A 13863-nucleotide genomic window follows, 5' to 3' on the forward strand; every position below is an offset into this window, starting at 1 on the left:
AAATTTTTGAGAGGAGGTAAAGATTATTAATTAAGAGAATTTACAAAGTAGGTCGGAATTTCAGCTATATTTATAAGTTGAAATCTATTTTTTCATGGGCAGATTTTTAAAATTGTTTCTCTTCAGTTAATTATTATGATTATCTTTCAAATAAATCATAATTAGACAGAAGTTCTCTATGTAAACAAGAGGACTTTATCTTCTTTTGTTTTCAAAATGAGAATTGCTGATGACAAAGTTTGAGCCAGAATTAACCAAACTTTATTTCAAGGCAACTGATGTAGGTACTCCTCCTACAGAATGTAAAGACCTCGGTCAACAATTCCAGAGCTTGATATCTATCGCGCATAATATCGCGCATAATATTGTCTTACCTTACTCGGAAAGAGGTTTGAAAACTTGGGAAAAAGATAATAGAGAATATCTAGTTCGTCAGGCTATCAAAGATTATCATAGGGTGCTATTAAAACTTGAATTTGAACTCGAAAAAGTTAATTAGTATAATCGCCTTTGCTCTAGATTCGGTTGACAGCAGGAAGCCGAATACTTGCTGCTGCTCAAATTCTACTACTTCGGTTATGGAGAGCGATCGCTATGGTACTTTATTGATGTCGGCGAATCAACTTTTGCGAGTTATGGAACTCAAACAGCTAGCAAAAAAACTTGGATTTAGTCACATTAAACCAGAAAACAAAGTGAAATATTTTTTTAGAGTAAAATAAGGTTGGCGAGCAGTTAAAAAGAGTAAAAACATGGAAACTACAACTAAAAGACAAGCCTTAATAAAGGCTATTAATGAACAATTAGAACTGGCTTATGATGATACATTACAAGAAATTTTATCACTGTTAAAAATCTGTAACCAGGAAGACGAGTCCGACGAAAGAGACTTTGAAGAGGGATTAAAAGATATCGCAGAAAATGGCACTTTAACTTGGTCAGAACATCAGCAAAAAACTGCATGAGCTACCGAGTAGAAATTTCTAAAAGTGCATCTAAACAACTCAAAAAGTTACCCGTAGATATTCAAGAAAGGCTAGAGAGCAAAATTCAACAATTAGCTGTTGAACCTCGCCCTGGTGGTGTCGGCAAATTAAAAAATGATGAAAATCGTTATCGCATCAGAGTAGGCGATTATCGGATTTTATATTATATTTCCGATGATATCTTAGTAGTAACCGTTGTCAGAGTAGGGCATCGTAGAGAAGTTTATCGGGACGATTGACACTTGAGCAGACGACAATCCCAGACCCAGCCCTTTGAGTCTACCCAGCTACCGCAAGATATTAGCGATCGCTCTCAAGTTCTTGTCACCTTTCTAGATCCTGGCAAAATCGATCCTACCAAATTACGCCAACTGATTGATCAGTTGGAGACAATTGCAGGTATTGGACAAGGTTTCGAGGAACTCAACGCTGGTCAAACTCGCCTCATTGGGGATTTTGTCCAAGAAATGCAGCAAAAGTATGGCATTTCAGGTTGAGATTACCCCAATCGCAAAAAGAGTGCAAGCAGAAATAATTTAAAGTATGACTTTTGTAACGATTGACAGCCATGACAGAGCTATTTGAACAAGCGATCGACTTCGCCACAGTTAAGAGCAAACAGGTATGGTTATTAGTATATTCTCAAAACCTAAGTTAACAAGTGCATGAAAATTAGAGCAATCATTCATCCAGCAGAAGAAGGCGGTTATTGGGCAGAGGTTCCCGCGCTTCCTGGTTGTATCACCGAAGGAGACACTATAGAAGAGGTGATGGTTAATTTAAAGGACGCAATTGAAGGTTGGCTTGAAGTTGCCAACAGTCGTAATGCAATTGAATCAACAGATCAAGTTGTCGAAATTGCTGTATGAAATCGATTTCTGGCAAGCAACTTTGTAAGATTGTGGAGCAAAAAGGTTGGGTTTTACAAAGAATTACTGGCAGTCATCATATTTATGAAAACCTTGAAGTAGAACAAATCCTGTCAATTCCTGTTCACCGCAATCAAGATTTGAAAGTTGGAACCTTGAAAGCCTTGATGAAAATAGCCCAACTATCTGAAGAAGATTTACTTTAATTTCAAATCACTGCTCTGATTCATCTAGTAGCTTGCTTGGTTCACCGGGGTAAAAATCATAGTCCACAATCTCTACCAAACTGTAAGGACACTCTACCGGAAAAGTCCGTTTGGGCAAATCTGTTTCTCCAACAGCCAATTCGACACCTTTAACGTAGGCTTTGCAAAGTGCTTCTTCAAGGTAGGGCTTTAGGCTAGGATTTTCTTCGAGCAGTTCAGCAATATCTAAGCGTTGAATACGAAGTGTTGCTAACCAGCTACGGCTACGACACCCTGACTGGTACTGCCATTTTAGTAAATGTCCAATCAACACACTCATACGGTTTCGCAGTTCTTGACGTTGCTGTTTACCCAAAGATTGAATCTCCTCAATCAGATTTTGCAGATCAATCTGACTCCACTGCTCATTGCGAAGTAAAGTTACTTGTTCCTGTGTCCAAGCGTAAAAATCAGTTTCGTATAAGCTTGGTGAAAGCATTGGTATCTTTGGGTTTGTTTCAGGTACACCCATTAGGTTAGTTCAACCTCAACGTCTTTGCTTTTATTGTAGAACTGTCTCAAACTCTACTACTTCTGCTATAAAGAGCGATCGCTATGGTACTTTACTGGTGTCTGCAAATCAACTTTTGCGAGTTATGGAACTCAAACAGTTAGCGAAAAAACTTTGATTTAGTCCCATTAAACCAGAAAACCAGGTGCATAACTAAATGCCCCATGCCCAATACCTAATGACAAATCTATATGATTCCTATTAGTGATAATATTCGTTGTCGGAGTCAGCCGATTATTAATTACTGGCTGATTGGCATTAACATTGCTGTATTTTTATGGGAGCTTAAACTAGATTTTAGTGGCGAACTGGGCTATTTTGTCAATAGTTGGGGTCTGATTCCAGCACAGATTAGTGGGGCAATTACAAATGCACTATTTTTCAACAATGCTGCTTGGATAATTGTAATTTGGCGAGCATTTGCACTACTTTTTGGAATATTTCTGCACGGCAGTTTTAGTCAAATATTAGGAAATCTGCTATTTTTGTGGGTTTTTGGTAAGACGGTAGAAAATATTCTAGGACACAGGCGCTATCTAGGATTTTATCTGGCTAGTGGCGTAATGACAGGGGTAATACAAATTCTGGCTGAACCGAGTTTGATAGTACCATTGATTGGAGCAAATGGCGCGATCGCAGCTATTTTAGGAGCTTATGTCATGAAGTTTCCTAAAGCGAAAATTGATACCATTTTGCCGCTAATAATCGTCTATATCCCTATCCAACTTCCAGCCGTTTTCTATATATTTTGGTGGTTTGTGCAACAGTTATTTTATGGTATTGGCAGTTTAAACATTCCCCCCCTTGGCGTAAATCAATCAACTGTTGTCTTTTTGGGGCAGATTGTGGGATTATTGATTGGTGCAGCCTTCATGCGTCTAAAGAAATAAACCTTCTTTAGCTACTTAGCTATTTTGGGATGGTGGACTAGGCTTAGGATTAGCGATCGTGCGTAAGATTATAGAGATGCATGAGACTTCACCTTTCTCTAACAGCCCACTACCGCCAAACACTCAAGTTTTGGTGGTGGACGATGAAACAGATATCCGCGATTTAGTGACCTTTATTTTGCAAGACTGCGGTGTACAAGTAACCGCCGTAGCATCAGCACAGGAAGCACTAGAAGCACTGTCTGAGTCGATACCAGATGTTTTAATTAGTGATATTGGAATGCCAAAGACAGACGGTTATATGCTGATGCGTGAAGTGCGTAGGCGTAGCCCGTCGTAGACATCGCGATCGCCTCAACAAGGAGGATGCGTACCAGCGATCGCTCTGACGGCTTATGCTGGTGAAATGAATCAGCAGCAAGCATTAGCAGCAGGGTTTCAAATGTATATTTCTAAACCAGTAGATCCAGAGACATTAGTGAAGGCGATCGTTGATTTGATTCAGCTATAGCGATCGCTGTGGGGAATTGTCATATATGGGATTATCTCAGTAGAATTGAGTTAAACAGTATTTACAGTAAAAATATGTACACAAAAACAACACGTAATTTAGTAGGTAAGAACAGTAAATTAAACGTCAGTTCATACCCTACAATAAGCAATAACAATTTCCCAGATAGGAATACCAGAGTGTACGCAATTGCTTTTGATATGGATATTGAACTGTTACGACAGTCCTATGGCGACCCATATAACAATGCTTATGGTGAGATTAAAAAAGTACTAACTTCACACGGTTTTGCTAGACAGCAAGGTAGCGTTTACTTTGGAGATGAAAATGTAAATGCTGTTACTTGTGTGCTAGCAGTTCAAGATTTAGCTAAACAATTAATATGGTTTCCTGTAGCAGTAAGAGATATTAGAATGCTTAGGATTGAAGAAAATAACGACCTATTACCAGCAGTTCAAGTAAACTTACAAAAGTGAAAACTGACGACGGTCAACAATTTTAATAGAGCTTCAATCCCTACCGTTCAGTGGTAGGGATTTTTTATGTTTAAAAAAATTATTATAAGTCAATACGCTTGGGTTAAGAAGAATAGTAGGTTGAGTTGAGCGATAGCGAAACCCAACAAAGCCTTGATAATGTTGGGTTGAGGAACAAACCCAACCTACGCCAGTTTTAGTTTTTAGCCTTAACGTAAATGTAAATTTTTGTATCATATTGAGTCAATGTGTCAGTTTATTCATCTTTCAACAAATTTGCTTTTACTTGTCGCGTTCTAATTGAAAACCAAGGCCATTCAAAGAGGACTGATTTGGGTCAAAGGTAAGAGCATATGTATAGTTTCCACTGGAAAGTTGCTCCTCTCCTACATAATCGGTGGCTATCATTCTTCTAACCTCCCCATTAATGGAGACCTCAACAGGAGCATAGCGGTATGCTTCAGTCACTTGTCGATATTCCGTTACCTCTCCCGGAGCAATACGACTATACCTTTCAGTTTTATTGGGAAACTGGATCACTATGTTATTCATCTTAACAGTGCTTCGATTAGCGATGCGGATCATCACATTAACGCTCTCCTCTCCTTCTACTTGTTTTGCTTCACTTATGCTATTGCTTTGAGTTGTGCCATCTGTTGATTTAGCAGCATCGCCATCACAGCTAAGCAGAAATAACATCAATGAAAGCAGACATAAGCGGATGTTTTTATTCAGCATTATTTCTCCTCTAGATTGATTAGAACGTGGTTAGAAGCTGCCTAAATGTAGTGACCTGCAATTATAAATCCTCTGACCTGCAATCATCGCTGTATTCAGCCAGGATTAACTGCAACTGAGCCAGGATAAAATGCAACCAGCCTGCAATCATCGTAAATTAACTTTCTGACTCGTAAATTAACTTTCTGACTCGTAAATCAACTTTCTGACTCGTAAATCAACTTTCTGACTCGTAAATCAACTTTCTGACTCGTAAATCAACTTTCTGACTTGTAAATCAACTTTCTGACTCGTAAATCAACTTTCTGACTCGTAAACTTGTTATTCTCAACAAATTTTAGCAAATCTACCCGGCATTTATCGCAAATTAAGTTTTATTGACGCGATCGCAACCATAGCTAGTTGCTGAATATTCTCTGGTAATGTAATCAAAAAACGCGATCATCCAAGTTCATAACACTACTAACGGTGCTGGTTATCCTTTGGAAAATCGATCTAAAATTAGTCAATAGTTCTTGTAGATTTAACAACAATTCAATTCTAAACACTATGAAGTTTCCTGAATTAAAGACAGGTATCTACCGTTTTGATGAAAATGACTGAGCAAGATAATTCTCAGCAATTGAGTGAACCGACCGATGGAGCAGCTACCAAATCGGTCGATAATTCCTGGACAAATAACATTGCTGGTGTCTGGAAGAACGCAACAACACGCTTAACGCAACTCCTACCCGTAGAACAACTGGCAAAAACGGTTGTTGACTGGTTTAGTGTGAGCGAAACTCAGGTTGCAGAGATTTTAGAGAAAGTCCGAGCCGAATTACCAACCACAGAAGCGCTCCTGATTGGTAAACCCCAAGCCGGAAAAAGTTCAATCGTGCGAGGATTGACGGGAGTTACTGCCGAAATTGTCGGTCAGGGATTTCGTCCCCACACGCAACACACTCAGCGCTATGCCTATCCTTCCAATGACCTGCCGTTACTGATTTTTACTGATACAGTAGGTTTGGGTGATGTTAAACAAGATACTCAGATAATTATTCAGGAGTTAGTTGGCGATTTACAACAGGAAACTCGTTCCGCCAGAATCCTTCTTCTGACTGTCAAAATCAATGATTTTGCAACTGACACGCTCCGACAAATTGCTCAACAGTTGCGTCAGCAATATCCAAACATTCCTTGTCTGTTGATAGTTAGCTGCTTGCATGAAGTTTATCCTCCTGATACCGTTGATCATCCCGCCTATCCGCCAGATTATGAGGAAGTCAACCGCGCATTTGCCGCAATGCAGCAAGCCTTTGCAGGAATAACTGATCGCTCTGTATTAATTGATTTTACCTTAGAAGAAGATAGCTACACTCCGGTATTTTACGGCTTAGAAGCGCTGCGAGATTCCTTAGCAGAACTACTCCCACAAGCAGAAGCCCAAGCGATTTATCAGCTATTAGATCAAGAAGAAGCTGGTAAGCAAATTGGCAACCTTTACCGAGATGCTGCACGCCGTTATATTTTGCCATTTGCGATCATGTCTGCAACCCTCGCTGCTGTACCTCTGCCATTTGCCACAATGCCCGTACTCACTGCTTTGCAAGTTTCGATGGTGGGTCTGTTAGGAAAATTATATGGGCAGACACTTACTCCATCTCAGGCGGGAGGTGTTGTAAGTGCGATCGCAGGTGGTTTTTTAGCACAGGCCATTGCACGGGAATTAATTAAATTTATACCAGGTTTTGGGAGTGCGATCGCAGCTTCTTGGGCAGCTGCTTATACTTGGTCATTAGGGGAAACAGCCTGCGTTTACTTTGGTGATTTAATGGGGGGCAAAAAACCCGATCCCCAGCGAATTCAGTCGGTGATGCAAGAAGCATTTCAGACGGCGCAAGAACGGTTTAAGGGAATTAAACATTAGTAATTGTTGGGGTTTTCAACAAGTAGACCTTCACGAGCGGCGGCGGCATTCAACTCGTAATCAGCAGATACAAAAGTCACCAGAGGCAAACTGTTAGCTATGCAGAGGGCATTTACCGCACGACCAGCCCCTAGCTGAACTGCATCGTAGCCTCGTAATCCGTATGCTTCAGCTAATACCATTGCAGAGTTAATAATGTTCTCTGTGATTTCGACAACTTGGTATTCAGACCGGAGATCACTTTTGAACTGATTACATACTGCGATCGCATCCATAGCAATGATACTTCCACCACGCGCTCGCCGTGTAATTGCAGCGAGAATTTCAACACTAGTAATGGCAGCAATCAGTACATCATTTTTCAGTGCCGGGTCAAATAAACTCAAAACCCATGCTGAACCTATTTCAGTGATGTAGCGTTTGACTAGCGCACTGCTATCTAAATAATAAGCTGCCATCTAGCAGCGTTCCTCAATAATTGTTTCCGAAACAGGCTTACCCTCTACCTGAATAAGTCGCTGTTCAGTTTGCTGATTATAAGCTGGTTGGTTGAGTTGTTTTACTAACCCAGAAGTTAACAGTGCTTCGTGAAATGTTGTCCGTTCAGTAACTTGTTTTTGATCAGCAAGATATCTCTGGATAGCCTGATTAAGCTGCTGTAGCTCCTCCGGCTCCAGTATCTCAAGCTGATTAAGGATTTGGTTAAGAATTGCCTGTGGCATAGGCTTCTACTGTTTACCAGGGCTAGTTTGTCTATCATTCTACGGCGGATATAGCTATACTTAATCATTCGTGAACAACAAGATTTTGGAATCTGATGCCGATATCGATACGATCGTCGGTTTTTACAACCCTCTTGGAGAAAGAAAGGATCGTACACCAAACCTTCTAAAACTTTTGAGGCTAAGACGGTGGCTCTAGGAGCTAATTGGAGGACATTTTCCAATACGGTTCGGTTAAGGCAAGAGACGTGATAAATCGCCGTCACGACGAAAGATTGATTATTGTAGAGACGGCGATTTATCGCGTCTTTCCGATTTATTTATTGTTTTTCCTACACCTTCTCCTTTGCTGGCGGCACAATGCCAAACTTATTTAAACCTGCATCGATTACTCTAAGTGTTTTAAAATCCTCTTCTGGTAAAGGATAGCTGCTACTGCTGAACAAACCCGCATTGACAGCAGTCTGCTTTTCCAAAAAAGAGAAAGCTTGACGAAACTGATGCGGCTCGGCTTGAATCGGTGAATCAAAGTGACAAGGAATAATCCACTGAAAGTCCCAACTCGCCACTTTATCAGCCCAGTCGATGGTTTCTTGCGGTGCACGGTTGAGAATCAACGTCTGTAAAATTGGTGCGACAAACAAACGTCCATCACCCCGCAGAGCCTCAAACGATCGCTGCCAATCTGACTGCCATTTAAAGGGATACAATCCAAAATAACCTTTCTTTGAGCGTTCTGATGCTTTCAGGGCATTTTGCAAAACCTGATTCCATTGCGGTATATCTAGTGCCCTTGGTTGAAAGTATAAAGCAAACAAACAGATGCGCTGCCATCCCTTACGGCGATTTGCCTGAATATCTGCAATGATGTCAGAGACATGATCCTTGGCATGAAACAGTAAAGGATATGGATCTAATAGAACGATCGCAGGTGGATCTTCTGGAATAGAAAGCACACAGTCTGTTACTAAAAGAGTATGCGATCGCTTGTGGAAAAAAGCAACTTCTGCAAACCGACCAGGGCCAAGGTCGATGGGGCCTAGCATTGCATAGTCAAACTCGTTAGCAAAGGGTGTTTTGCTACTATCTTCTGGGAGGATCTGAGTCCGTTTTGGGGGTAAGCCAAGCCAGCTAAGGGGAAGATTTAGCGGGAAACTCCACTGATTAGGAGTCACAAACACCTGTGCAGTCGGAAAGTATCTAGCGAAGGGGCCGACAAAAACCTTGTGTTCTAGACCAGAGATAGTTGGCAGGATGATGTACTTAATATTACCGTATTCAGCCACCAACTCATTGACAAGTCGGATGCACTCTGGGGTAGGTGCAACAGGTGCATAGATTAGAAGACCCCCGGCTTCGAGCTTAACAACAGTCATGCGAATCGGCACAACAACGTAGAAAATGCCCTGAATCTGGTCAAAATTCCAGATTGTTTCCTTGACTATTTCTTTGCGGATTGTCTGCCGCTTGCCAAAGGGGTACAGTGGCAGAACCGGCCATAATTGCCAGGAAAAGTCCCTTGGATGAATCTGTTCTGCATTGACTATGCGTTGATCATCAACCACTCTGCACCCCCCATTTTCTGCTAAGAACGGTCTACCACTTGTTTGGTACATTACACCAGTCTTGCTAATTAATGTATAAATATATAGAACTTACGCAAAACTACACGCTGTAGGGGCAATTCATGAATTGCCCCTACCTAAAAATCATTCTTTTCGGCTATTGTTTGCGTAAGTCCTGTATAGTCACTTAGTAAGCGATGCCTAACGGCAAGCCGCAAAGCGTCTACGCCCTTGAGTTACGATAACACCTGCAAATACCTTGCCGAAAACTACCCTGCCGATTTTGCCAGATGGTTACTTGGATCTGAAACCTCAGATATCCAAGTATTGAAAACGGAACTTACCCTCGAACCAATTCGTGCTGATTCGGTAATATTCCTGCAAATCGCCAACAAAATCCTACATTTAGAGTTTCAAACTTCCCCAAAATCTACACCCCCGCTTGACTTTCGGATGCTAGATTATTACATCAGATTGAAACGACAATATTGGTGTGAAATTGAGCAGGTGTTGATTTTTTTACAACCCACCTCCTCAGAAATTGTTTTTACTACTCAGTATGTAGACACCAAAACCAGACACGAGTATCGAGTGATTCGCTTATGGGAGGAAGATCCCACACTTCTGTTAGCTAACCCCGCACTTTTACCACTAGCGACATTGGCGAGAACCGACTCACCCACAGAACTATTAGAACAAGTCGCTGCTAGTGTCGATATGATTGAGGAAACAGGCGAACGACAGAATATATCAGCTTGCGTACAGATTTTAGCTGGTTTGCGGTTTGACAAAAATTTGATTAGACAGCTTTTTAGAGAGGAAATTATGCAAGAATCTGTGATTTATCAAGACATTCTGCAAAAAGGATTGCAACAGGGAGAAGAACGAGGGAAGAAACAGGAGGCACTACAATTGATTCTACGTCTTTTGACACGCCGGTTTGGTGCAATTGAGCCTGAAATAGAACAGCAGATTCGCACCTTATCAATCACTCAACTAGAAGAGTTAGCTGAAGCGCTGTTGGATTTCTCCAGTCAAAGTGATTTAGTGAATTACTTAGTAAATATCTCCCCATCTCAAATCAATTTAGGGGATTAAGCTACGCTTTGCCAAGTTCTCATCACTAAGCACTTCTGAGTGCGACAATCGGATCGAGTTTAGCAGCGCGACGGGCTGGAACAACGCCAAAGAATAAACCAATACCGCCAGAAACACCAACAGCCATTGCGATCGCTACAGGAGAAAGACTCGCTTCTAAGGGAGTCAAGGCTCCCACTAATAGGATGCCACTGATGCCAACCGCAGTCCCAACTAGACCACCGGCTGCTGAAACTATTACTGCTTCAATGATGAATTGTAGCAAAATATCTTGCTCAGTTGCCCCGATCGCTTTCCGCAATCCGATTTCTTGGGTGCGTTCGGTGACAGAGACAAGCATAATATTCATAATGCCGATGCCGCCGACAAACAGCGATATCCCAGCGATCGCTGCTAGCATAATTGTCAATGCACCTGTAATTTGACCAACTGTTTGCAAAGCATCCTTTTGAGAGCGGATAGTAAAGTCATCTTCACCATTAATTTTGTGCCGTAGACGCAGCAAATTAGTAATTTGAAATTCTGCTGCATCCACACTCTCGGAATCACGAGCGGCGGCGACGAGATAATCTAAGGCAATACCATAGGGAGAATTCCTTCCTACAAGTCGGTTTGCTGAGGTTGTAATTGGTATTAAGGCAGCTTCATCATAATCTGCACCGACGCTGGAACCTTTGGCTATTAACGTCCCAATCACTTGAAAGCTGGTATTTCCAACTCGCAATTGCTGACCGATGGCGTTACTATTACCGAATAGTTTTTCTGCCAAGTCTGCACCTAATACAACGACTTGGTTGCTTCGCTTGATATCTACCTCGCTGAAAAACCGGCCTTTAGCAGTTTCAAACTCCCGTACCACCGGAAAACTAGGAGTTGTGCCAATGATGTTAACATCGGTGTTTTTATTACGGTAGGTAACTACCTGTCTTCTGTTTAACTCAGGTGCAACTCCTACTACTGTTGGCACCTGAGAAGCGATCGCATCGGCATCTTGTAACACCAGAGTTCTTGGCACTTCAAAGGAAATACGCTGAGTTTCTCGATTACCTGGAATCACAAACAGTACATTTGGCCCTAATGACTCCAGCTGTTTATTCACAAACTTTTGTCCACCTTCGCCAATACCAATCATGGCAATCACGGAGGCATTACCAATAACTATACCCAACATAGTGAGGGCGCTACGCAGTTTATTTGATAGTAGGGTTTTCCCTGCCATTTGGACACTTTCTAAAAAATTCATGTCTTAATAATTACGAATTACGAATTATCTTGTTCTTTTGCCTTATCGATTTTGTAATCTTTGGGAGGGTTAACAAAAATGCGATCGCCTTCTTTGACTCCCCCTAAAATCTGAGTTTCGTTTTGAATTTGCGCCCCAACAGTAACTTCGCGGAATTGGGGTTTATTATTTTCATCTAGTACAAGTACGCCAGTTTTACCCTTTTCAGTGACGATTGACACCGTTGGTAACACTAAGGCATCATTGACGCGATCGCCCAAAAAAGTCAGATCCACATTTAAGCCAGAACGCAGTTTATCTGTGCCAGTATCGAGAGCAACCCGCACTTGGAAGGATGTCACACCTTGTTCTATCACTGCTTCTGGAGCAATCAAGCGCACATGACCTTTAAAGATTTGATCGGGATAAGCATCAGCAACAATTTCCACCTGCTGTCCCGACTTAATTCTGCCAATATCGGCTTCGGGAACTTGAGCTAATACTTCTAAACCGCGTGCTACGGCGACAATTGAACTGGAAGTTGCCGAGGCGCTAGTAGAAGCAGAGGTTGTGGGTGTTACAAAAGCGCCCGGATCTGCATACTTTTGCGTCACGATTCCCGAAAGGGGAGCGCGAATAATAGTCTCATCCAACTGCACTTGTACACCCTTCAATTGCGCCTCAGCAGCTGCAACAGCAGCTTGACGCTGGACAATTTCTTCAGAACGGGTGCCATCTTCCAAAAGTATCAATGCTGCTCGTGATTCAGTAACAGCAGCTTGGCGTTGGTCGATTTCTTCAGTCCGAGTGCCACTTTTGACTAATGAAAATCGTTTTTTAGCTTCTTCTAAATTAGCTCTAGCAGTTTTGTCTTCACTGACGGCTTGATCGAGTAATTGTTTATTCTCTGCTCCCTCTTTATAGAGGTATTGGTAACGCTTTACCTGTTCACTGGTGTAATTCACCCTTGCTTGAGCCGCATCGACTTGCGATTGAGATTGAGCAATTTCTTGGGGACGATTGCCAGCCCGAGCTGCGGCTAACTGAGCTTGAGATTGTGCTAATCGCGCTTTCGCTTGAGCAATTTCTTGAGGACGACTCCCAGCAAGGGCTTCGGCTAGCTGTGCTTGACTTTGCACTAAGTTGGCACGATACTGACTCCTTTGAGCCTCAATGCCTGCACTATCCATACGGGCGAGAATTTGCCCTTGCTGGATGCGATCGCCTTGTTCAACATATAATTGCGACAGCACTCCGGGGTTCTTCGGACTAATATTTACGCTTTGAACTGGCACTACTTTGCCACTAGCTGTAATCCGCAGGGTAACATTTTTGGCTGCAACTGGCACAGTTAGTCGAGCAATGTCTTCTTTGTTTGTTCCTTGATTCACCAGGGTATAGGTTGTTACTGTACCAACAACCAAGGCACTCCCTGCTATCAGCCCCATCAGCCAGCGTAATGGATATTTAACTTTGCCAATAACTGGAATTTCTATGTGCGTAGCCATATATAAAAGCCTATAAATCTTGCTTTGTGGAAGCAGCCTTTAGTTAGAGGACACTTGCTTTAATCTGGGGAGTCCGTCCAACGCACTGGCTCAAAAATACGTAGTTTTTAAAATTTTGGATTAAATCTTCATTAGCAAAATAACAATTAAATTCATAATTAGCTTTATAGTTACTTAATCTTACTTCATAATACGCATTACGTGTCTGTATAGCCTTCACCTGAGTGGGTGACTTTAGCCACTACTGCAAGAAGGCAGAAGGAAAGAAAGCTTGTAAAATAAGCCTTTGTTTGCATTATTTCTGACCAAGAGGCAGGGAGCCGGGGGGAAAGATACGCTCATTTCCCCTGCACTCATGGTTTCAGAGCCGAATGGCACTAAGTTAAGATACAGTCCTTGCCCTGACTGGTTCCCAGCCTCCAGGCTGGGAATCCATATTGGGAGGCTCCGCCTCCTCTTTCTTGACGAGAGGCAGAGCCTCTCAGAATACATTCCCAGTCTTAGACTGGGAACGAGGTGACACAGGCCTTTGGGCTTTTCTTAGTGCCATTCGTTTCAGAGCCAATAAATTTATTTATGCCTAAAAGCAAAAATATTTATTTTGAGATGCGTA

Annotated in this window: 17 protein-coding genes and 2 pseudogenes; 12 read left to right on the forward strand and 7 right to left on the reverse strand. The window is 42.0% G+C overall.

The features are described from left to right. The first annotated feature begins 229 nt into the window (after positions 1-229). From F8S12_RS10035 to F8S12_RS10065, 7 genes and pseudogenes are all read left to right on the forward strand, one after another. Entirely contained in the window at positions 230-499 is a 270-nt protein-coding gene (locus tag F8S12_RS10035) for a hypothetical protein (protein WP_196516157.1), read from the forward strand. An 85-nt stretch (positions 500-584) separates the two neighbouring features. After that, a pseudogene (locus F8S12_RS41600) lies at positions 585-695 on the forward strand (TRCF domain-containing protein); the annotation flags it as partial. Between the two features lie 57 nt (positions 696-752). After that, complete coding sequence (locus F8S12_RS10045; protein ID WP_196516159.1) at positions 753-965, forward strand: hypothetical protein; 213 nt, start codon at positions 753-755, stop codon at positions 963-965. Continuing rightward, positions 962-1225: a type II toxin-antitoxin system RelE family toxin gene (locus F8S12_RS10050; protein WP_196516160.1), complete on the forward strand. Its 264-nt coding sequence runs from the start codon at positions 962-964 to the stop codon at positions 1223-1225. Before F8S12_RS10045 ends, F8S12_RS10050 begins: the two co-directional genes overlap by 4 nt. Before the next feature lie 3 nt (positions 1226-1228). After that, positions 1229-1483, forward strand: a complete 255-nt coding sequence (locus F8S12_RS10055) for a hypothetical protein (protein WP_196516161.1) — start codon at positions 1229-1231, stop codon at positions 1481-1483. A 168-nt stretch (positions 1484-1651) separates the two neighbouring features. After that, positions 1652-1855: a type II toxin-antitoxin system HicB family antitoxin gene (locus F8S12_RS10060; protein WP_196516162.1), complete on the forward strand. Its 204-nt coding sequence runs from the start codon at positions 1652-1654 to the stop codon at positions 1853-1855. Continuing rightward, a complete protein-coding gene (locus tag F8S12_RS10065) occupies positions 1852-2061 on the forward strand; it encodes a type II toxin-antitoxin system HicA family toxin (RefSeq protein WP_196516163.1) in 210 nt (69 codons plus the stop codon). The genes F8S12_RS10060 and F8S12_RS10065 overlap by 4 nt, the downstream gene beginning before the upstream one ends. Before the next feature lie 7 nt (positions 2062-2068). Here F8S12_RS10065 and F8S12_RS10070 read toward each other — a convergent pair whose 3' ends face one another. Next, positions 2069-2539 (reverse strand): DUF29 domain-containing protein, encoded by a 471-nt coding sequence (locus F8S12_RS10070; RefSeq protein WP_196516164.1) that lies wholly within the window; start codon positions 2537-2539, stop codon positions 2069-2071. A gap of 263 nt (positions 2540-2802) precedes the next feature. On the opposite strand from F8S12_RS10070, the gene F8S12_RS10075 reads away from it, so the two are divergent. From F8S12_RS10075 to F8S12_RS10085, 3 genes and pseudogenes are all read left to right on the forward strand, one after another. Further along, complete coding sequence (locus F8S12_RS10075) at positions 2803-3501, forward strand: rhomboid family intramembrane serine protease (RefSeq protein WP_196516165.1); 699 nt, start codon at positions 2803-2805, stop codon at positions 3499-3501. Between the two features lie 127 nt (positions 3502-3628). Beyond that, positions 3629-4012, forward strand: a pseudogene (locus F8S12_RS10080) (response regulator); the annotation flags it as partial. A 179-nt stretch (positions 4013-4191) separates the two neighbouring features. Then, positions 4192-4488, forward strand: coding sequence for a virulence protein (locus F8S12_RS10085; protein ID WP_196516166.1), 297 nt, complete (start codon positions 4192-4194; stop codon positions 4486-4488). 282 nt (positions 4489-4770) lie between these two features. On the opposite strand, the gene F8S12_RS10090 is transcribed toward F8S12_RS10085, so the two are convergent. Further along, entirely contained in the window at positions 4771-5226 is a 456-nt protein-coding gene (locus F8S12_RS10090; protein ID WP_196516167.1) for a hypothetical protein, read from the reverse strand. 595 nt (positions 5227-5821) lie between these two features. On the opposite strand from F8S12_RS10090, the gene F8S12_RS10095 reads away from it, so the two are divergent. Then, the gene (locus F8S12_RS10095) at positions 5822-7135 is read left to right on the forward strand and encodes a GTPase family protein (protein WP_196516174.1); all 1314 of its coding nucleotides are present in this window, start codon (positions 5822-5824) and stop codon (positions 7133-7135) included. On the opposite strand, the gene F8S12_RS10100 is transcribed toward F8S12_RS10095, so the two are convergent. The 3 genes from F8S12_RS10100 to F8S12_RS10110 form a co-directional block, all read right to left on the reverse strand. Further along, entirely contained in the window at positions 7132-7593 is a 462-nt protein-coding gene (locus F8S12_RS10100; protein WP_196516168.1) for a type II toxin-antitoxin system VapC family toxin, read from the reverse strand. The genes F8S12_RS10095 and F8S12_RS10100 overlap by 4 nt on opposite strands. Further along, entirely contained in the window at positions 7594-7857 is a 264-nt protein-coding gene (locus F8S12_RS10105) for a hypothetical protein (protein ID WP_196516169.1), read from the reverse strand. Between the two features lie 332 nt (positions 7858-8189). Beyond that, the gene (locus tag F8S12_RS10110; protein WP_196516170.1) at positions 8190-9473 is read right to left on the reverse strand and encodes a DUF4336 domain-containing protein; all 1284 of its coding nucleotides are present in this window, start codon (positions 9471-9473) and stop codon (positions 8190-8192) included. 180 nt (positions 9474-9653) lie between these two features. Here F8S12_RS10110 and F8S12_RS10115 point away from each other — a divergent pair, with 180 nt between their 5' ends. Continuing rightward, positions 9654-10520, forward strand: a complete 867-nt coding sequence (locus F8S12_RS10115) for a DUF4351 domain-containing protein (RefSeq protein WP_196516171.1) — start codon at positions 9654-9656, stop codon at positions 10518-10520. A gap of 25 nt (positions 10521-10545) precedes the next feature. On the opposite strand, the gene F8S12_RS10120 is transcribed toward F8S12_RS10115, so the two are convergent. Beyond that, positions 10546-11763, reverse strand: coding sequence for an ABC transporter permease (locus F8S12_RS10120; protein ID WP_196516172.1), 1218 nt, complete (start codon positions 11761-11763; stop codon positions 10546-10548). Positions 11764-11780: 17 nt separating this feature from the next. After that, the gene (locus tag F8S12_RS10125; protein ID WP_196516173.1) at positions 11781-13250 is read right to left on the reverse strand and encodes an efflux RND transporter periplasmic adaptor subunit; all 1470 of its coding nucleotides are present in this window, start codon (positions 13248-13250) and stop codon (positions 11781-11783) included. Between the last annotated feature and the right edge of the window lie 613 nt (positions 13251-13863).

Source organism: Nostoc sp. WHI (assembly GCF_015714725.1).
GTDB lineage: Bacteria > Cyanobacteriota > Cyanobacteriia > Cyanobacteriales > Nostocaceae > Nostoc.